At 72.8% G+C, this 19,138-nt stretch carries 15 protein-coding genes; 7 read left to right on the top strand and 8 right to left on the bottom strand.

Translation table 11 applies throughout. From position 1 onward, the window contains the following. Positions 1-17: 17 nt before the first annotated feature. Entirely contained in the window at positions 18-401 is a 384-nt protein-coding gene (gene uraH / locus ACN28C_RS16640) for a hydroxyisourate hydrolase (RefSeq protein ID WP_422774343.1), read from the bottom strand. After that, entirely contained in the window at positions 398-907 is a 510-nt protein-coding gene (gene uraD, locus ACN28C_RS16635) for a 2-oxo-4-hydroxy-4-carboxy-5-ureidoimidazoline decarboxylase (RefSeq protein WP_422774342.1), read from the bottom strand. Before uraD ends, uraH begins: the two co-directional genes overlap by 4 nt. Before the next feature lie 144 nt (positions 908-1,051). Here uraD and ACN28C_RS16630 point away from each other — a divergent pair, with 144 nt between their 5' ends. Next, on the top strand, positions 1,052-2,617 hold the full coding sequence (locus ACN28C_RS16630) for a PucR family transcriptional regulator (protein WP_422774341.1): 1,566 nt from the start codon (positions 1,052-1,054) through the stop codon (positions 2,615-2,617). Positions 2,618-2,673: 56 nt separating this feature from the next. Here the strand turns inward: ACN28C_RS16630 and ACN28C_RS16625 are convergent, their stop codons facing one another. After that, positions 2,674-3,240, bottom strand: coding sequence for a nucleotidyltransferase family protein (locus ACN28C_RS16625; RefSeq protein WP_422774340.1), 567 nt, complete (start codon positions 3,238-3,240; stop codon positions 2,674-2,676). Positions 3,241-3,475: 235 nt separating this feature from the next. On the opposite strand from ACN28C_RS16625, the gene ACN28C_RS16620 reads away from it, so the two are divergent. Then, complete coding sequence (locus ACN28C_RS16620; RefSeq protein ID WP_422774339.1) at positions 3,476-4,273, top strand: SigB/SigF/SigG family RNA polymerase sigma factor; 798 nt, start codon at positions 3,476-3,478, stop codon at positions 4,271-4,273. Positions 4,274-4,480: 207 nt separating this feature from the next. Further along, positions 4,481-7,066, top strand: coding sequence for an ATP-dependent helicase HrpB (gene hrpB, locus ACN28C_RS16615; protein WP_422774338.1), 2,586 nt, complete (start codon positions 4,481-4,483; stop codon positions 7,064-7,066). Positions 7,067-7,181: 115 nt separating this feature from the next. Here the strand turns inward: hrpB and ACN28C_RS16610 are convergent, their stop codons facing one another. Continuing rightward, on the bottom strand, positions 7,182-7,910 hold the full coding sequence (locus ACN28C_RS16610) for a PP2C family protein-serine/threonine phosphatase (protein WP_422774337.1): 729 nt from the start codon (positions 7,908-7,910) through the stop codon (positions 7,182-7,184). Between the two features lie 332 nt (positions 7,911-8,242). Between ACN28C_RS16610 and ACN28C_RS16605 the strand changes: the two genes are divergently transcribed. The 3 genes from ACN28C_RS16605 (at position 8,243) to ACN28C_RS16595 (ending at position 13,960) form a co-directional block, all read left to right on the top strand. Beyond that, complete coding sequence (locus ACN28C_RS16605) at positions 8,243-11,296, top strand: glycoside hydrolase family 9 protein (protein ID WP_422774706.1); 3,054 nt, start codon at positions 8,243-8,245, stop codon at positions 11,294-11,296. 322 nt (positions 11,297-11,618) lie between these two features. Beyond that, positions 11,619-13,613 (top strand): hypothetical protein, encoded by a 1,995-nt coding sequence (locus tag ACN28C_RS16600; RefSeq protein WP_422774336.1) that lies wholly within the window; start codon positions 11,619-11,621, stop codon positions 13,611-13,613. Next, positions 13,610-13,960: a hypothetical protein gene (locus tag ACN28C_RS16595; RefSeq protein WP_422774335.1), complete on the top strand. Its 351-nt coding sequence runs from the start codon at positions 13,610-13,612 to the stop codon at positions 13,958-13,960. Before ACN28C_RS16600 ends, ACN28C_RS16595 begins: the two co-directional genes overlap by 4 nt. A 36-nt stretch (positions 13,961-13,996) precedes the next feature. On the opposite strand, the gene ACN28C_RS16590 is transcribed toward ACN28C_RS16595, so the two are convergent. Beyond that, positions 13,997-15,421 (bottom strand): Nramp family divalent metal transporter, encoded by a 1,425-nt coding sequence (locus ACN28C_RS16590; protein ID WP_422774334.1) that lies wholly within the window; start codon positions 15,419-15,421, stop codon positions 13,997-13,999. Positions 15,422-15,582: 161 nt separating this feature from the next. Between ACN28C_RS16590 and ACN28C_RS16585 the strand changes: the two genes are divergently transcribed. After that, entirely contained in the window at positions 15,583-16,131 is a 549-nt protein-coding gene (locus tag ACN28C_RS16585; protein ID WP_422774333.1) for a GNAT family N-acetyltransferase, read from the top strand. A gap of 11 nt (positions 16,132-16,142) precedes the next feature. Here ACN28C_RS16585 and ACN28C_RS16580 read toward each other — a convergent pair whose 3' ends face one another. From ACN28C_RS16580 to ACN28C_RS16570, 3 genes are all read right to left on the bottom strand, one after another. After that, positions 16,143-17,120: a TIGR03885 family FMN-dependent LLM class oxidoreductase gene (locus ACN28C_RS16580; RefSeq protein ID WP_422774332.1), complete on the bottom strand. Its 978-nt coding sequence runs from the start codon at positions 17,118-17,120 to the stop codon at positions 16,143-16,145. A 74-nt stretch (positions 17,121-17,194) separates the two neighbouring features. Further along, positions 17,195-18,610: an NADP-dependent succinic semialdehyde dehydrogenase gene (locus tag ACN28C_RS16575; protein WP_422774331.1), complete on the bottom strand. Its 1,416-nt coding sequence runs from the start codon at positions 18,608-18,610 to the stop codon at positions 17,195-17,197. 117 nt (positions 18,611-18,727) lie between these two features. Next, the gene (locus ACN28C_RS16570) at positions 18,728-18,997 is read right to left on the bottom strand and encodes a DUF6343 family protein (RefSeq protein WP_422774330.1); all 270 of its coding nucleotides are present in this window, start codon (positions 18,995-18,997) and stop codon (positions 18,728-18,730) included. Between the last annotated feature and the right edge of the window lie 141 nt (positions 18,998-19,138).

Genomic DNA, 19,138 nt, shown 5'->3' with positions numbered 1-19,138 from the left:
CGCCTCGACTCCCCTCGTCAGCTTCCGCGATAGGTGGTGTAGCCGTACGGACTGAGCAGCAGCGGCACGTGGTGGTGCCGGTCCGGCTCGGTGACCTGGAAGGCGACCATGATCTCGGGGAAGAACGCCTCCCCGGGCGGGTAGTGGCGCTCCACCTGGAACACCAGCCGATAGCCGCCGGCCTGGAAGCCCCGCAGCGGCAGCCGGTCGAGCAGTGGCGTCCAGTCGGTCAGCCGACCGTCCGGGCCGGTCCGGCCCTGCGCCACCGCCGTCCAGCCGCCGCTGTCCCGGCGGTCCAGCCGGACCGGGATGTCGCCAGCGGGTTCGCCGCGTACGGTGTCCAGCACGTGGGTCGAGATCCGGACGAGTCCGTCCGGCGCGTCCGCCCGGTCGTCGGTCATGAGAGCAGCCTCCTCAGCCGGAGCAGCGCGATCTGCCGTAGTTCCTCCCGGACCACCTCGCGCTCGGTACCGGGGTCGTTGCCGAGCCGGCGCCAGGCGGCGGCGAGCAGTTCGGCGTCGGTCCGGCCGTTGGCGGCGATCAGGAAGATGTGCCCGAACCGTTCCTCGTACTCCCGGTTGGCCCGGACGAGCGCGGCCCGGACCTCCGGGTCGGCACGGTCCACTCCGGACTGTTCCCGGCGGGACCAGGCGGCCTCCCGGCCGGTGCCGGCCGGCCGCTCGCCGATCCGGGGGTGCGCGGCCAGCGCCAGCGCCACGCCCGGCCAGTCCAGCCGTCGCAGCGCGGCGTCGGCCACCGCCACCGCCGCCTCGACGTCCGGGTACGGCCGCCCCGTCGCCACGGTCCGGGCGAAGTCCGGTACGGCGCAGCAGGCGAGCAGTTCCGCCTCGACCTCGGCGGCGGGGCGCCGGTTGAACTCGCCGAGCACCGCGCTGACGCTGGCCATCGATCACCTCTCCCGGTAGCCAGCAGTACAGCAGCCGGTTGTGGTCGGGGGTAAGCGGCGCAAGCACCGAAACCACCGCCGCCCACCGTATGGTTTTCGTAGATTCCTCCAACCGGCCCGCCGCCGTGATCGGAGTGGTACGCGATGCTGCTGCGCGAGGCACTGGACCGGCCCCAGTTGCGGCTGACCCTGCTCACCGGCGAGGCGGACCTGGACCGTCCGGTCAGCCGGGTGTACGTCACCGACCTGCCCGACCCGCGCCGTTACCTCTCCGGCGGCGAGATCGTGCTGACCGGGCTGATGTGGCGCCGGCACGCCGACGACTCGGAGGGGTTCGTGGCCGCCTGCGCCTCGGCCGGAGTCGCCGCGATCGGAGCCGGCGACGCGGCGTACGGGTCCGTGCCGCTGGACCTGGTGGCGGCGTGCCGGCGGCACGGCGTACCACTGTTCGAGGTACCGGTCGAGATCTCCTTCCGGGACATCATCGACGAGGTCACCCCGACGGTCTGGGCGCGCCGGGCCAATGGGCTGGCGACGGTGCTCGGCAGGTACCGGGGTCTGGTCACGGCGATGGCCGGCGGCGCCCGCCTGGCCGACCTGCTTCCGCCGGTCGCCGCGGACCTCGGGGTGGAGTGCTGGGTGTTGAGCGCGACCGGGCGGACCGTCGCCGGCACCGGGCCGATCCCGTCCGGCACCCGACGCCGGCTGGCGACGTCGTTCCTGACCGCCGGCCGACTGCCGGCGCTGGCCGAGGCGGAGGGCCGGCGGTACTGGCTCGTTGCCGTGCCCGGCCGCCCCGAGCACCGGCTCGCCTCCTGGCTGTTGGCCTGCGCGATCCGGGACGCCTCCGGCGGTACCGGGTCGGCACCGGGGCTTCCCGAGGTGGCGGCCGAGCTGGTCAGTCTGGTCGCGCTGGAACGGGCGCACGCCGACGAGGCGGACCGGGTCGAGCGGCGGCTCGCCGACCAGCTCGGTGCCGCCCTGGCCGGCGGCGCGTCCCCGGCGGAGCTGCGGGCCGCGCTGCTGCCCGGCGGGCTGGCCCCGCACGGGACCCTGCTGGTGCTGGCCCTCCGGCTCACCGGCCTGACCACGCCCCCGGAGCTGGCGGTCGCGGTCACCGAGGAACTCGTCCGCGTCATGGCGGTGCCGGCCATGGTCACCGGTGCCGCCCGGCCCGGGACGGTGCTCGCCGTCCTGGGCGGCGGGCCGGCCGAGCTGGCCGGGTTTCCCGACGCGGTCCGGGGCGTGGTGGCCGGGCTGGTTCCCGGGCTCGGCACCGGTCGTGTCGGGGTGGGGATCAGCGGTCCGGCCGCCGGGCCGGAGGCCCTGCCGGGTGCGGTGGAGCAGGCGGGGCATGCCCTGACGACGGCGCTCGCCGCCTCCGGCACCGGCATCGTGGTCTCGGCCGGCGATCTCGCCTCGCACCTGCTGCTGCTCTCCGGCGTACCGCCCGAGGCACGGCGGGCGTTCCGGGACCGGGTACTCGGCCCGGTGCTGGCCTACGACCGGGAGCACGACACCGACCTGGTGGCGACGCTTGACGAGTTTCTGGCCTGCGCCGGCTCGTGGAGCCGGGCCGCCGCCCGGTTGCACCTGCACGTCAACACCCTGCGCTACCGGATCGGCCGGGTCGAGCAGCTCACCGGGCGGGACCTGTCCCGGTTTCCCGACCGGGTCGACCTCTACCTCGCCCTGCGGCTGCCGCACTGATTCTGCGCGGAAGGGCCCGCTCCCCATCCCTCACGGGGGTGGGCGGTCCAGATTTCTCACGGGGGTGGGCGGTCCAGGTCAGCGTCGTCCGCCACGTCGTCGCAGGGTACGACCCGCAGCCGCGCCCCATGCCGGCGCAGGTAGGGCCGGGCTCCCACGTCGCCGACGGCGAGTTCGGCCACCCCTGGCCAGTGGGACCGGCCGAGCAGCACCGGATGGCCGCGCCGGGTCCCGTAGCCGGCCGTGCCGAGCGCGTCCGGCGCGGCGAGGTCGACCATCCGGCGGACCGCCTCGGCGGTGATCCCCGGCATGTCGACCAGCAGGACGACCGCCGCGACGGCGGCGGAGTCGTGCAGCGCGGCCAGGCCGACCCGGAGCGACGAGCCCATCCCGGTCGCCCAGTCGGGATTCTCCACCGGCACCGCATTGCCGAGTTCCGCCCGGGACCGGACCGTCCCGGCGGCGGCGCCGAGCACGGCGACCACCGGCGCACAGCCACCGTCCCGGGCCACCTGGACCGCCCGTTCGATCAGCAGCCGGCCGCGGAGCCGCACCAGCGCCTTGGGCCCGCCGTAACGCCGACCGGCACCGGCCGCGAGCACCAATCCGGCGACGTAGCTCATCATCGCGAGCCTAATCGAGCCGGCAAACTATGCATGTTGCCACCTGTGCCCGAGTTTATCCCTTTTATACATCAGCCGTTCGGCTAGCCTAAGCCAATACCAACGGGCTAAGGTGATGCCTGAACAGGCAACCACCACACCATCACCACCACACCACCGCCACCGCACCACCACACGACGAACACGAACCCGAGACACCCATCCCCCGCCCACCCACAGCGCAGGGAGAACCACCATGACAACCGACACCATCCACACCACCACCCGCACCACCCCGGCACTCACCGACACCGCCACCGACCTCCTCCTCGCCATGACCGCCCTACCCACCCACCACCCCGACCGACCCACCCTCCGCGACAAAGCCATCGAAGCCTGGCTCCCCCTCGCCCACCACCTCGCCCACCGCTACAGCGGACGCGGCGAACCCACCGACGACCTCACCCAAACCGCCGCCGTCGGCCTCATCAAAGCCATCGACAAATACGACCCCACCCGCGGCGTCGACTTCGCCGGCTACGCCATCCCCACCATCATCGGCGAACTCAAACGACACTTCCGCGACCGCACCTGGGACATCCGCGTCCCCCGCCGCCTCCAAGAACTCCGCCTCGCCATCAGCGAAGCCAACAGCACCCTCCTGCAAACCCTCGGCCGCTCACCCACCATCACCGACATCGCCACCCACCTCAACCTCACCGAAGAAGAAATCCTCGAAGGACTCGAAGGCGCCCGCGCCTACAACGCCGTCTCCCTCTCCACCCCCACCGGCGACGGCGAACGCACCACCGAACTCGGCGACCTCCTCGGCAGCGACGACAACCAATACGAACTCGCCGAACTCCGCGTCGCCCTCGGCCCCGCCCTCGCCACCCTCGACGAACGCGAACAGAAAATCCTCACCCTCCGCTTCTACGGCAACCTCACCCAATCCCAGATCGCCGAACAGATCGGCGTCTCCCAAATGCACATCAGCCGCCTCCTCACCCGCGCCCTCACCAAACTCCGCGGCCAACTCGCCGACACCTACTGAGGCTCGCTGAAACGCGGCCGATCCGCCGTGTGGGGCGGATCGGCCGCGCCCTGTCCGGCTGCCGCCGGGCGAGCCGTCCCGATGTCCTCCGGCGACGCCGTCCCACGCATCCCCGGATGAGCCCTGCCGCGCCTCCCTGGGTGAGCGGTTCCGGTGCGGTACCGGTACCGGCGCCGTTCCGGGTGGCACCGGTGCGAGACTGGCCGGATGCCACCGCCGGATGCCGAACCCGATCTGCCGGTCCGGCACGTCCTGCCGCCCCTGCTCGAGGCGATGCGGCAGCCCGGTGCCGCCGTCCTGGTGGCTCCGCCCGGAGCCGGCAAGACGACCCTGGTGCCGCTGGCCCTGGCCGAGCGGGTCGACGGGCGGATCGTCGTCGCCCAGCCGCGCCGGGTCGCGGCCCGGGCCGCCGCCCGCCGGATGGCGGAGCTGCTCGGCGAACGGGTCGGCGGCACCGTCGGCTACGCCGTACGCGGCGAGCGCCGGAGCAGCGCCCGGACCCGGATCGAGGTGGTCACCACCGGCTTGCTGGTGCAGCGGCTGCAACACGACCCGGAACTTCCCGGCGTCGGTGCCGTACTCCTCGACGAGGCGCACGAGCGGCAGCTCGATGCGGACCTGGCCCTGGCGTTCGCCATCGAGGTCCGGGCGGCGCTCCGGCCCGAGCTGCGACTGCTGGCCATGTCGGCGACCGCGCCGGAGGAGCGGCTCGGCGCGCTGCTCGGCACGGCGGCGGAGCCGGCCCCGGTGGTGCGCGCCGAGGGTCGGGCGCATCCGGTCGAGGTGCTCTGGGCTCCGCCGCCCCGGCCGGTCGACCCGCCGCACGGGCTGCGCGTCGATCCCCGGCTGCTCGACCACGTGGCCGCCACCGTACGCCGGGCACTGGCCGAGCACGGCGGTGACCTGCTCGTCTTCCTCCCCGGCGCCGGTGAGATCGACGGCGTCGCCGGCCGGCTCACCGGACTGCCCAGCACCGACCTGATACGCCTGCACGGCCGGCAGTCCAGCGCCGAACAGGACGCCGCGCTGCGTCCGGCCGCCGCTCGACGCCGGATCGTACTGGCCACCGCGGTCGCGGAGACCAGCCTCACCGTGCCCGGTGTCCGCGTGGTGGTCGACGCCGGGCTGAGCCGGATGGCCCGGACCGACCTGGCCCGAGGGCTCGGCGCGCTGGTCACGGTGCCGGTCTCCCGGGCGGCGGCGGCCCAGCGGGCCGGTCGCGCCGGTCGGGAGGCGCCGGGCCGGGTCTATCGCTGCTGGTCGGCGGCGGAGCACGAGCGGCTGCCGGCGCAGCCCGAGCCGGAGATCGCCGTCGCCGATTTGACCGCGTTCGCGCTCCAGCTCACCTGCTGGGGAAGCCCGGACGGCACCGGCCTGGCGTTGCCGGACCCGCCTCCGGCAGTGGCCATGCAGGTGGCCCGGGCAACCCTCCACGCGCTCGGCGCCACCGGACCGGACGGCCGGGTGACCGGTCGGGGCCGGGCGATGGCGGCGCTCGGCGCCCAGCCACGGCTGGCCCGCGCCCTGCTGGACGGCGCCGGGGTGGTGGGGCCGCGCCGGGCCGCCGAGGTTGTCGCGGTACTCGCCGAGGCGGTTCCCGGCGACGACCTGGCCGCCGTGTGGCGCCGGCTCCGCTCCGGCACCGACGCCGCCGGCTCGCGGTGGCGGGCAGAGGCGCGCAGGTTGCGCAGCGCCCTGGACGAGCCGCCGCCCGCCCAGCCGAGAGACGGCACACCGAGCACCGACAGCGGTGGCGGTGACACGCCGACCGCGGCCAGGCAGGACGGCACCGGTCGGCCGGGGCAGGCGTTGCCGGACGATCTGGCCGCGGGGCTGCTGGTCGGGTTGGCGTACCCGGAACGGCTGGCCCGGGTCCGGCAGGCCGGCGGTGAGACGTACCTGATGGCCGGCGGCACCGCGGCGGAACTCGCGCCGGGCTCGCCGCTGGCCGGAGCGGAGTGGCTGGCGATCGCGGTGGCCGACCGCGCACCGGGACGGCCGGGCGCGGCGATCCGGCAGGCGGCGGTGGTCGACGAGGCCACCGCCCGGGAGGCCGGCGCCGCGCTGCTGCGCCGGGAGGAGGAGATCGCCTGGTCCGGTGGGGACGTGGTGGCCCGGGAGGTGGAACGGCTGGGCGCGATCGTCCTGCTGGACCGTCCGCTGCCCCGGCCGGATCCCGCCCGGGTCGCCACAGCGCTCCGCGACGGGGTGCGCCAGGCCGGGCTCGAGTTGCTGACCTGGACACCACGCGCGCGGGAGTTGCGGGCCCGGCTCGCCTTCTGCCGACACGCCCTCGCGGGCAACTGGCCGGAGGTGACCGACGCAGCGCTGCTCGACCGGATCGAGGATTGGCTGGGCCCCGAGTTGGCCGCCGCCCGGCGCCGCGCCGACCTTTCCCGGATCGACGTCGCGACCGCGTTGCGCCGGCTACTGTCCTGGCGGGAGGCGGCCCGGCTGGACGAGCTGGCCCCGGAACGGCTGGCCGTGCCGAGCGGCTCCCGCTACCAGGTCGACTACGCCGACCCGGCCGCACCGGTGCTGGCCGTGAAGTTGCAGGAGACCTTCGGCTGGCAGGACGTGCCCCGGATCGCCGGCGGGCGGGTGCCGGTGCTGCTGCACCTGCTCTCCCCGGCCGGCCGGCCGGTCGCGGTGACCCGGGACCTCGCCTCGTTCTGGCGGACCGGCTATCCCCAGGTCCGCGCCGAGCTGCGCGGCCGCTATCCCCGGCACCCCTGGCCGGCCGATCCGGCGGAGGCACTCCCGAGCCGGGGACCGCAACCCCGCCGTCGGTAGCCGGGCGGAGCGGCGCTGGCCGACGTGCCGGTGGCGGGAGCGGCGCTGGCCGACGTGCCGGTGGCGGGAGCGGCGCTGGCCGACGTGCCGGTGGCGGGAGCGGCGGCCGGGACGCTCAGGGGGCGTCGACGATGTCCGCGACCACGACGGTGATGTTGTCCGGCCCGCCCGCCCGCAGGGCCAGGTCGACCAGGCGCTGTGCGCAGTCCGCCGGCTCCGGATGGCCGAGCAACGCCTCGGCCAGGCTCTCCGGGCGGACCACATTGGAGAGCCCGTCGCTGCAGAGCAGCCAGCGGTCGCCCGCCTCCGGCACCACGGTGGTGTACGTGGGTGTGACGGGCTCGCCCTGCAACGCCCGGGTGACCACCGCCCGCCGGGGATGGTTCTGCGCCTCCTCCGGGCTGATCACCCCCTCGTCGACAAGCATCTGCACGAAGGTGTCGTCCCTGGTGAGCTGCGTCATCGTGCCGCCACGCAGCAGGTACGCCCGGGAGTCGCCGACGTGGGCCAGGGCGAGGCAGGTGCCGGTGCGGGCGAGTAGCAGCGCGGTGAGGGTGGTCCCCATGCCCTGTCGTTCCGCGTCCTCGGCGACCGCCGCGCGGATGCCGGCGCTCGCCGTGTCCACCGCGCCCTGCAGCGCCGCGACGAGCCCCTCCTCCGGGGTCTCCACGTCGAGCGGGCGGATCGCCTCGATGGCGAGGGTGCTGGCCAGGTCGCCGGCCGCCATCCCTCCCATGCCGTCGGCCACGGCGAGCAGCCAGGGGCCGGCGTGCACGGAATCCTGGTTCGCACCCCGGATCAGGCCGCGGTCGCTCACCGCCACGGATCGCAGCTTCAGGCTCATGGCAGGCAGCCTGCCAAAAAGACGGCCGAAATGCTTGCAGTAGATCACCATCGGGCCGGAGTGGCGATCGAAATTTACCGTCCGTGGCCATCCGGACCACCAACGGCGAGTAGCTCCGGTGCCGCTGTCCAGGCCCGGCGCGGCCGACCAGCGGAAATCTGATCCAGGTCGATCGATTGACATGCCAGAAACGGGCTGGCAACATCGGCTTCCATTGGGAGCGCTCCCAGCAACGCTGCCCGCCCCACCGGAAGGGATCCCCCGTGCTCCGACCCCGCCACCGTCCCCGGCCGCCCTCCCGCGCGGTGACCCTGCTCGCCACGGCCGCCCTGATGCTCACCGGCACTCTCGCCGGGACCGCCACCGGCGCACACGCCCGGCCCGACGGCGCACCCGCCCGGCCCGGCGGCTCGGTCGCGCCGCTGGCACTCACCGAACACATCGTGAACGGCACCTTCACCGACGGCACCGCCCCCTGGTGGGGCAGCGCCAACCTGAGCCTCGCCGCCGTCGACGGCCAGCTCTGCACCGAGGTCCCCGGCGGCCTGACCAACCCCTGGGACGCCAGCCTCGGGCACAACACCATCCCGCTCGCCGACGGCGCCAGCTACGCGCTGAGCTTCCGCGCCTCGACCAGCGCGCCGGTCACCGTCAAGGCGAACGTCCAGCTCAACGAGGACCCGTACACCACGGTCCTCTCCCGGGACGTCGCGCTCGACGCCACGGCCGAGGAGTTCGGGTACGAGTTCACCGGCACCCTCGACTCCGACAATGGCACCCTCACCTTCCAGCTCGGCGGCGCGGCCGAGGCATACACGTTCTGCCTGGACGACGTCTCGCTGCGCAGCGACGCCCCGACCGAGCCGCCGCCCGGCGGCGCGGAGCAGCTCCAGAACGGCGACTTCGCCGACGGCACCTCCGGCTGGTACTCCTACGGCACCACCTCCACCCAGGTCACCGACGGCCGGCTCTGCTCGGCGGTGCCGGGCGGCCTGGCCAACCCCTGGGACGGCGGCGTCGGGCAGAACGACGTGACGCTGATCAACGGCGAGTCGTACACGCTCTCCTTCGACGCCTCCGCCGATCCCGGCGCGACCGTCCGGGTGGCGGTGCAGCTCGGCGTCGACCCGTACACGTCGTACTTCGCCGAGGACATCACCTTCGGCGCCGAGGCGCAGCGGATCGAGCGGACCTTCACCGCCACCGCCGACACCGAGGTCGCACAGGTGGCCTTCCAGGTCGGCGGCAACGCCGAGGCGTTCACCTTCTGCCTGGACAACGCCTCGCTGCTCGGCGGCGAGGAGGAGCCGCCGTACATCCCGGACACCGGGCCGCGGATCCGGGTCAACCAGGTCGGCTACCTGCCGACCGGGCCGAAGAACGCCACCCTGGTCACCGAGGCCACCGAGGCGCTCGGCTGGGAGCTGACGTCGGCCGCCGGTGCCGTGGTGGCCAGCGGGCGGTCCACGCCGCGCGGCGTGGACCAGGCCTCGGCGCAGAACGTGCACAGCATCGACTTCTCCGGCTACCGGACCGCCGGCACCGGCTACACGCTGCGGGCCGACGGTGAGACCAGCCACCCGTTCGACATCTCCACCGACGTCTGGAAGCAGCTCCGCTCCGACTCGCTGCAGTTCTTCTACATCCAGCGCAGCGGCATCGCCATCGACGGTGACCTGGTCGGCGAGGAGTACGCCCGGCCGGCCGGGCACCTCGGCGTCGCGCCGAACCGGGGCGACACCGACGTGCCCTGCCAGCCCGGGGTCTGCGACTACCGCCTCGACGTCCGGGGCGGCTGGTACGACGCGGGCGACCACGGCAAGTACGTCGTCAACGGCGGTATCGCCACCTACCAGCTGCTGAACGCCTTCGAGCGGACCAAGACCGCCCCCACCGCCGGTGGCGGCGCGGCGCTCGGCGACGGCACCCTCCGGCTGCCCGAGCGCGACAACGGCGTGCCGGACATCCTCGACGAGGCGCGCTGGGAGCTCGAGTTCCTGCTGCGGATGCAGGTGCCGGCCGGTGAGCCGCTGGCCGGGATGGCGCACCACAAGATGCACGACCGGAACTGGACCGGGCTGCCGCTGCAACCCGAGGACGATCCGGAGCTGCGCGAACTGCACCCGCCGTCCACCGCCGCCACGCTCAACCTCGCCGCCACGGCCGCACAGTGCGCCCGGCTCTACGCCCCGTACGACGCGGCGTTCGCGCAGCGCTGCCGGACCGCCGCCACCACGGCGTACGCGGCGGCGAAGGCGAACCCGACCCGGTACGCCTCGCCGCAGGACGGCAACGGCGGCGGCGCGTACAGCGACGGCGACGTGACCGACGAGTTCTACTGGGCCGCCGCCGAGCTCTACCTGAGCACCGGCGAGTCGTCCTACCTGGCCGACCTGACCGCGTCGCCGCACCACACCGACGACGAGGTCTTCGCGGCGCACGGCTTCGGCTGGGGCAGCACCGCCGCGCTCGGCCGGCTCGACCTGGCCACCGTGCCGAGCGGCCTGCCCGCGGCCGAGCGGGACCGGATCCGCGCCTCGGTGGTGGCCGCCGCCGACGGCTACCTGGCGACGGCGCGGGGGCAGGCGTACGGACTGCCGATGCCGGGCACCCCGGGCAGCTACTTCTGGGGCGCCAACAGCAACATCATCAACAACGCGGTCGTGCTGGCCACCGCCTTCGACCTGACCGGAGAGGCCACATACCGGGACGGCGCGGTGCAGGGGATGGACTACATCTTCGGCCGCAACGCGCTCAACCAGTCGTACGTGACCGGCTGGGGCGAGAAGGCGTCGGAGAACCAGCACAGCCGGATCTTCGGCAACCAGTACGACGAGTCGCTGCCGAACCCGCCGGCCGGCTCGATCGCCGGTGGCGCGAACGCCAGTCTCGACGACCCGTTCGCGGAGCAGTTGCTGGAGGGCTGTGCCCCGATGTTCTGCTACGTCGACGACATCGCCTCGTACGCCACCAACGAGGTCGCGATCAACTGGAACTCGGCGCTGGCCTGGATCGCCTCGTTCCTCGCCGACCAGGGCAGCGCCCCGACCGTGCCGGCCGGCTCCGGCTGCCGGGTGAGCTACGTCAACCACGGTGCCTGGGCCGAGGGCGGCGGATTCACCGCGCAGGCGACCATCACCAACACCGGCACCGCCCCGATCAACGGCTGGACCCTGAGCTTCGCGTTCCACGGCGACCAGAAGGTCCGGGAGGCGTGGATGGCGAAGGTGACCCAGGCGGGTGCCCGGGTCACCGCGCGGAACGAGTCGTACAACTCGCGGATCATGCCGGGTGCCAGCCAGATGTTCGGCTTCAACGCCACCACCGCCGGTGGCCCGAATCCGAGCCCGGCACTGTTCACCGTCAACGGGGTGTCCTGCACCTGACGTACCCACCACCGCTGGTGAGCCCGGACCCGACCTGCGTCGGACCGGGCTCACCAGCGTCTGTGGGCCGATCGGCGGTCGGCGCTTCGGGCCGGCGACCCCGTACTTCCAGTGAGCCCGCTCTGGACGGCCCGCCGACTCGCCCGACCGGTTCGGGCCCGCGCTTTCGGCTCGGTCGCGCCCGTCCGGGGGAGGTAGCCGATCTTAGCTTTCCGCGAGGCTGTAGTCACGAAGAGACATCATCTTGCCTCGCGAACCAGCCACCGAGGGCGCGACATCGGATGCGGAGATCGCCGGGCGAAGAACCGACCCGGGAGGGCTCGTGGGCAGAGCAGAGACGTTCCGCTCGGTCGCCGCCTGTCTGGGCCAGCTCGCCGCGGCCGCGGTCGTCACGCTGGCGTCGATAGTGGATGGACCGGTCGACCTGCTGCTCCGGACGGCTGGCTGGCTCGGCATCCCGGTCTGGACGGCCGAGGGGGTCCTCCGGCTGATGGGACTGTTGGTGGCGGCCCATCTGGTGGTGGGAGCCCGGGAGACGGCCCGGCAACACTGGCGGCGACGGCAACACCTGGAACGCGTCCCCGGCCCGCCGCCCCCGGTCAGGCTCGACCAGCACGACGCCGACCGGGAGATTCTCCGGTCGATGATCCGGGTGAGCCGCACCTACCCGGCGCCCGCCATCCGGCTGTTCGGCCAGATTCTGCTCGACCCGGCGAGGTACCAGGTCCGGATCACCGACGAGGTCCAACAGGTGGAGGAGTGCCTGCGGGTGGCGGTCTCCACCATGTTCAGCGCCGGGCCGGAGGACCTGCTCGGGCTTCGCGAGGAGACCCTGCTCGGGAGGTCCTCGGCGAGCGACCCGGAGCATCCCGCCCCGCTGCCGCGTACGGGAGCGACCGCTGAGAACAACGGCGGCGGCCGACGCACCAGCCTGTCCGGCCGAGCCTCCGCGCTGCTCACCAGGCAGTCACGACGGCACGACCGGCGGACCGAACCGGAGGACGCCGAGGGTCCGTCGGGCCCGCCCGGTGACGACGGCGCCGGGGACCGGGGGGCCGCCGGTCCGGCCTCCGACCAGTCCCGGGTGATGCTGATACCGATGATCCTGAGCACCAAGGGCGCCATGCTGGACAACATCGAGACCTTCGACCGGGCTGGGGATCCGGTGCCGTTCCTGTCCCAGGAGAACGCCCGGGGTGTCGTCGCACACGTGCTGCGGCAACTCTTCTGGGAGACCTTCGGCGAGGCGGTACATGCGGCGGACGAGCGGCGACGGGACGCCGTACTCTTTGCCCTGCTCCGACTGGTCTTCCAGGCCGATCGGATCTCGGTGGCCGATGCCGACGCGTACTTCGACCGCAACGTCGCGCCGATCCGGGACAGTGCCGACGCGACGGATCTGCGCCGGCTGCGCGGTGTCTGCTCGTTCCTGGTCCGCAACTACGTGGTCATCGCCGAGGTACCGCCGCCGGACGGGTACGCCTGGATCCTGCGCTACACCAAAACCATGCCGGTCTACGGCCGGGCGGCCTCGTCGCACGGCCGGCGGCGCGTCCGGCTCGGCCTCGCACCGAACACCTTCGTCGTACCGCTGAACCTGCCGTTCACCACCACCAGCTACCACTTCCGGATGCGGGCCGGCCCGAACACCTACGTCAAGGTGCATTCGGTGCAGTCGGCCAGGTCAGGGGCCAGCGTGGACCAGAACGCCATCCGGGCCATGAGCAAACACGCCTACCTACGGGTACGGCGTCGCCAGGCACTGCCGTACGCCCATCTCTACGCGCGACGCTTCGACACCTGTCGCGATCCGGCGGACCTGGTGATGGAGGTGGTCTTCGACGAGGTCCCACCGGGTGCGCTGGGCCTCACCTCCTGGTTGGCCGCTCTCTCCGCAGCGGTGATCACCCTTCTCGCCCTGCTCGTACCCGACAACAACGGCGACCGGATCTCCGGCGACGTACTCACGTTCCTGCTCGCCATCTCGCCGGTCGCGGCGACCTTCGTCGGCTACTCGATGGAGAAGCTGCGCCGCTCCTCGCTGACCACCTTCGCCGGGCTGGTGACCACCGGTGCCACCTCACTCGTCGCGGCGCTGCTCTACGTGCAGCCTTCGCCGGGGTGGCTGCTCGCCCATCCGACGGTGCCGCTGCTCGGGGAAGTCAGGGTGAACCTCGGCGTCTTCGCGGTCGGGCTGATCGGCGGGCTGGTCGCCACGTACCTCTTCTTCCGGCTCCGCGATGAACTCCACCACTACGTCGGCCTCCTCCGGGACGTGGAGTATCCGAGCCCCGACCGGCGGGGTGAGCCGGGATGACCCGGCCGGAACCGGCCGGGTCGGCGCCCGACCCGGCGGAGCTGGTGATGGACCGCACCGCCGATCCCGGAGTCGGGTCCGATCTGCTCGACTCACTTCCGGCGGACGCGGTGGTCGCCTACCGGGGTGAGCCGCGGGCCTCGGAGCGGGCGATGCTGCTCTGGCCGATGACTGCCGATCAGCGGCAGTCGTTCGGCGCCGGTATCGAGTGGGTCAGCAACCAGCTGAGGACCATGGGCGAGGAGCACATCGGACGGTTCCTCGACGAGCTCGCGGAGGAGACCGAACGGCTCGGCCTGAACACGCTGCCGCCGCCCGAGGAGCAGCCGGACGGGCGGGTGCCGTGATCCCACCCGTCCGCGCCCTGAGCACCGTCGGCCGGGCTACCGCAGCCAGTCGAGCAGCCGGTCACCCTGCTGCCAGAGGGTGAGCGCCGAGAAGACACCGAAGAGCAGCACCGCCCAGACCAGCGCGACCACCCGGTAGGAGCGCGGACGAATCTGGTCGGGCAGCACGCGACGGTTGAGCACCAGCAGCAGGATGGAGTAGAAGAACATCATCAGCCCGCCGACGCAGGCGGAGATGACCAGCAGGATCAGCGGCTGGTCGAAGCCGGCCAGCAGGATGGCGCAGCCGAGGCCGACCAGCCCCCAGACCAGCGCGAAGTAGATCCGGCTCTCGGAGAACCGCGGCAGATACGCCGTCTTGAGCACGTCGGCGGCGAGTCGGCTGGTGTAGTCGACGATGCCCATCGCGGCGGCGAAGAGCGAGAGCGCCCCGATCACCCAGAAGAGGGTGCCGAACCACGAGCCGACGGTCTCGTTCAGCCGCTCCCCCTCGACCCGGAGGAAGTCCACGCTGTTCGCCAGTCCGGGCACCCCGTAGACGGTGGAGTAGGCGAGCAGCGAGGTCAGCACGATGGTGACGAACGAGATCAGGGCGAAGGTGACCGCCTGCTCCCGGTTGGCCAGCCGCCACCAGCGCCGCCAGCGGGTCAGGTTCTCCTCGGTCGGCTCGAAGACGAAGCCCCGGCTGTCCGGGGCCGCCTCCTCGCGGCCGGTGACCGGGCTGACCAGCCGGGGCACGTACCGGCCCATGCCGTAGCCCTTGTCCCGGATCCAGTTGGACTGCACCAGGTTCTGCCCGCCGCCGGCACCGGCGAAGACCAGCGCGGAGAGCATCAGCGCGAAGCCGAGCTCGGTGGGGAACTCGGGTGCGGTCACCGCGGTCGGCAGGTCACCCCAGGCCTCGGCAGAGATGGCGAAGAGGACCGCGACCACGATGAAGAGCAGCACCAGGCCGACCTTGACGAACTCGACCCGCTCCAGCGCGGTGTAGACCACCGGGGCCAGGGTGAGGGTGGCGCCGATCAGCAGCAACAGGCCGACGGCGATCCAGGTGGCGTCACCGCCGAAGAGGTACGTCAGCATCGTGGCAGAACTGGTCGCCCAGCCCGGCCAGAGGTTGGCGAAGTAGACCATGATCGCGAAGACCAGACCCCAGTGGCGCCAGAACCGCGAAAAGCCGGTCAGTGCCGTCTCCCCGGTGGCCAGGGTGTAGCGCTCGATCTCCATGTTGATGAACCACTGGGTGACGATCCCGATCGCGGCGGCCCAGAGGAAGACCAGCCCCACCTGCGAGGCGATGTACGGGTAGAGGATGAACTCGCCGGACGCCAGGCCGACACCCGCCGCGATCACCCCTGGCCCGATGATGGACCAGGCGGAGCGGGGTGGTGGCGGTAGCTCTCGGACGGTCACTCCGGGCAGGTGTCTGGTGGGGAAGCGGTCGGCGGCGGTCGGCGTCATCGTGACCTCCAGGGGACGGGCACCGGCCGGGTGACCTGGACTGCGCCGGGGCGTCGCACAACCCCCGTGGCGTCGTTGGTCGCCGGAGCCGGATGCGAGATCGATTCGCGGTAGTCTGCGCAGTGGCGGTTATAAATGGATCTTCTGCCACGATGGACGGTGTGGCAACCGATCTCGCCGTCCGGCCCGGCGGTCCCGACGACGTCGCCGCGGTGCTCGCCCTGCTCGACGGCGCCACCCGCTGGCTCGTGGAACGCGGGCGCACCGGCCAGTGGGGCCGCGCGTCCCACTCCGGCAACCCGCGCCGGATCGCCCAGGTCCGCCGCTGGGCCGCCGAGGGCGAGCTCTACCTGGCCGAACTCGCCGGCCGGCCGGTCGGCGCGATCGTCGTCGGCCGGGCCGTGCCACACGTCCCGCCAGCCACCGAACCCGAGCTCTACGTCAACCTCCTGGTCAGCGACCGGGCACACGCCGGGCACCGGATCGGCGCGCGGCTGCTGGGGTTCGCCGAGGAACTCGCCCGGGCCCGGGGTGTCGACCTGCTCCGGGTGGACTGCTACGCCGGCGACGACGGCGCGCTGATCCGCTACTACGAGGGCCAGGGTTTCACCGCCACGGAGCCGTTCAGCGTGCCGCTGGCCGACCGGCGCTGGCCGGGCCAGCTCCTCGAACGCCGGCTGGGCCCGCGTGGCGACGACGGGACGGCGTGAATCCGGCACGGTCAATCCTGTCCCGAGATGCTCGTCCGCATCTCGGGGAGCACTTTCGCCCCGAAGGTGTCGACGAAGGCCTCCTGCCGCTGCCCGACGTGGTGCAGGTAGATCTCGTCGAAGCCGAGCTCGGCGTACTCCCGCAGCCGGGCGGCATGCCAGCCGAGGTCGGCGGAGACGTTGACCACCTCGGCGACACGTTCCGCCGGCACGCTGGCCGAGACGACGTCGAAGTGGTCGGTCAGCTCCAGATCCCAGCAGACCGGCGGTTCGAAGACGTTGCTGCGCCACTGCTCGTACGCGATCCGGGTCGCCTCCGCCTGGTCGGGCGCCCAGCTCAGGTGCACCTGGAGGTGCAACCTGCCCCGGCCACCCGCGTCCCGGTAGGCGTCCACCATCCGGCGCAGCCGCTCCACGGGCGCGTTGACCGTGATCAGTCCGTCGGCCCACTCGGCACACCACCGGGCGGTCGCCTCGGTCACCGCCGCACCGACAAGTGCCGGCGGCTCGTCGGGTCGGGTCCAGAGCCGGGCCCGGTCCACCGTGACCAGCCCGTCGTGGCTGACCTCCTCGCCGGCCAGCAGCGCCCGGATCACGTCGACGCACTCCCGAAGGCGCGCGGTCCGGACCTCCTTGCGCGGCCAGCGTTCCCCGGTGATGTGCTCGTTGCTCGCCTCACCGGTGCCGAGCGCCGCCCAGAAGCGCCCCGGGTACATCGCGGCGAGGGTGCCGATCGCCTGCGCGATGATCGCCGGGTGGTAGCGCTGTCCCGGCGCGTTGACGATGCCGAACGGCAGCGTCGTGGCCTGGAGTGCGGCACCCAGCCACGACCAGGCGAAGCCGGCCTGCCCCTGCCGGGAGCTCCACGGCGAGAAGTGGTCGGAGGACATGGCCGCGTCGAAGCCCGCGTCCTGGGCCCGGACGACCGTCCGGAGCAATTCGGCCGGGTGGATCTGCTCGTGCGAGGCGTGAAGCCCGAAGACCGTCATGGCGGTCTCCCGTACCCCGCCGTACCGCGCCCGATACCCGGTACGGTGATGAATGTCCCGCCGGGAGCCGGCGGCTACTCGCTGTGCCCGCCCGCACCTGCGCCGGCTGTCCCGCCCTCGCCGATCCAGACGGCCTTGAGGTTGCAGAATTCCCGGATGCCCTGCGCCGACAGCTCGCGGCCGTAGCCGGAGTTGCCCACCCCGCCGAAGGGCAGTTCCGGATAGGAGGTGGTCATGCCGTTGACGAAGACCATCCCGGCGTCGAGGTCGGTGACGAACCGCTCCTGCTCGGCCGGATCCCGGGTCCAGGCGTTGGAACCGAGGCCGTAGTCGGTGCCGTTGGCGAGCGCGATCGCCTCCTCGTAGGAGGAGACCCGGTGCAGGGCGGCGACCGGCCCGAAGACCTCCTCCGCGTACATCCGCATCTGCGGGGTCACCTCGGCGACCACGGTCGGCGGATACCACCAGCCGGGCCGGTCGGGCTGTTCCCCGCCGCAGAGCACCCGGGCGCCCCGGTCCACGGCGTCGCGGACCTGCTCGGCGACCTCGTCACGGCCGCGCTCGGTGGCGAGCGGCCCGACGTCGGTCTCCCCGCTCATCGGATCGCCGACCCGCAGCGCCGACATCCGGGCCACGAAGGCGTCGGCGAATTCGTCGAAGACCTCGGTGTGCACGATGAACCGCTTCGCCGCGATGCAGGACTGCCCGTTGTTCTGGCAGCGCGCCACGGTCGCCACCTCGGCGGCCCGGGCCACGTCGGCCGAGGGCATCACCACGAACGGGTCGCTGCCGCCGAGTTCCAGCACGGTCTTCTTGAGGTACCGGCCGGCGATCGCCCCCACCGAGCGACCGGCGCCCTCGCTGCCGGTCAGCGTCGCAGCCCGGACCCGGGGGTCGGCCAGCACCTGCTCGATCCGGTCGGAGCCGATCATCAGGGTCTGGAACGCACCAGCCGGGAAGCCGGCCCGGCGGAACAGCTCGTCCAGGTAGAGGGCGGTCTGCGGCACATTGGAGGCGTGCTTGAGCAGCCCCGTGTTGCCGGCCATCAGGGCCGGCGCCGCGAAGCGCATGACCTGCCAGAGCGGAAAGTTCCACGGCATCACCGCCAGCACCGGCCCCATGGGGACGTAGCGGCCGTAAGCCGAGGTCGCCCCGATCGAGCCCGCGTCGGCCGGCTCGTCGGCGAGGAAGCGCTCGGCGTGCGCGGCGTAGTAGCGGCAGGCGGCGGCGCACTTGGCCACCTCGGCCTGTGCCGACGCGTACGTCTTGGCCATCTCCATCGTCATCATCCGGGCCACCTGGTCGCGTTCGACCTCGAGCAGGTCCGCCACGCCCGACATCCAGCCGGCCCGCTCGGCGAAGGTGGTGCCGCGCAGCGCGTCGAAACCGGCCGCCGCCCGGCCGAGCGCCGCAGCCAGTTGGTCGTCCGTCATCTCGTCGAAGGTCTTGAGGGTCTGGCCCGTGGTCGGGTCGATGGTGGCGATCGACATGTCGTACTCCCTGGATCTCGCTCCCTGGATCTCGCTCCCCGAATCGGCGGCTCCGTCGGCCCGTTGCTCGACGAGTTCGCCCGTGGGCGTCACTCGACGCGCGATTGTTCGCGGGCGTCACTCGAAGAGCGAGTGCTTCGTGCCCGGTGGCTCTTCGCGGCGCCGCGCGATCCGACGGCGCTGCACCACCACCAGGTCCAGCACGGCGACCACGGCGAGTATGCCGAGGATCACCGCGAGCACCAGCAGGTCGGCCCGCAGCGCCAGCACGCCGAGCGCCACGGAGACCACCAGGCCGAACGCGGCGAGCGCCAGGCGCAGGTTGAGTGCGCTGTAGGCGTGACCTACCGTCCCTTTCGCCCCTCGGGGCTGCGATCTCGCGGCCATTTCGCCGAACTACCCGGTAATGGGCGGCGGCTAACCTGCCCGGCCCGGCAGACACCCGGCCCGGCAGACACCCGGCCCGGCAGACACACCCGCGGCCGGTGCCCCCGGGCGCGGCGCTGGGGATTCCGCCGGACGAGTGGG

Source organism: Plantactinospora sp. WMMC1484 (assembly GCF_049315195.1).
Lineage (GTDB): Bacteria > Actinomycetota > Actinomycetes > Mycobacteriales > Micromonosporaceae > Plantactinospora.
This window is presented reverse-complemented; position numbering and strand designations above follow the sequence as displayed.

Coding starts and splice junctions, on each gene's coding strand:
- uraH (WP_422774343.1), bottom strand. CDS start 401: ATGACCGACGACCGGGCGGACGCGCCGGACGGACTCGTCCGGATCTCG.
- uraD (WP_422774342.1), bottom strand. CDS start 907: ATGGCCAGCGTCAGCGCGGTGCTCGGCGAGTTCAACCGGCGCCCCGCC.
- ACN28C_RS16630 (WP_422774341.1), top strand. CDS start 1,052: ATGCTGCTGCGCGAGGCACTGGACCGGCCCCAGTTGCGGCTGACCCTG.
- ACN28C_RS16625 (WP_422774340.1), bottom strand. CDS start 3,240: ATGAGCTACGTCGCCGGATTGGTGCTCGCGGCCGGTGCCGGTCGGCGT.
- ACN28C_RS16620 (WP_422774339.1), top strand. CDS start 3,476: ATGACAACCGACACCATCCACACCACCACCCGCACCACCCCGGCACTC.
- hrpB (WP_422774338.1), top strand. CDS start 4,481: ATGCCACCGCCGGATGCCGAACCCGATCTGCCGGTCCGGCACGTCCTG.
- ACN28C_RS16610 (WP_422774337.1), bottom strand. CDS start 7,910: ATGAGCCTGAAGCTGCGATCCGTGGCGGTGAGCGACCGCGGCCTGATC.
- ACN28C_RS16605 (WP_422774706.1), top strand. CDS start 8,243: ATGCTCACCGGCACTCTCGCCGGGACCGCCACCGGCGCACACGCCCGG.
- ACN28C_RS16595 (WP_422774335.1), top strand. CDS start 13,610: ATGACCCGGCCGGAACCGGCCGGGTCGGCGCCCGACCCGGCGGAGCTG.
- ACN28C_RS16590 (WP_422774334.1), bottom strand. CDS start 15,421: ATGACGCCGACCGCCGCCGACCGCTTCCCCACCAGACACCTGCCCGGA.
- ACN28C_RS16580 (WP_422774332.1), bottom strand. CDS start 17,120: ATGACGGTCTTCGGGCTTCACGCCTCGCACGAGCAGATCCACCCGGCC.
- ACN28C_RS16575 (WP_422774331.1), bottom strand. CDS start 18,610: ATGTCGATCGCCACCATCGACCCGACCACGGGCCAGACCCTCAAGACC.
- ACN28C_RS16570 (WP_422774330.1), bottom strand. CDS start 18,997: ATGGCCGCGAGATCGCAGCCCCGAGGGGCGAAAGGGACGGTAGGTCAC.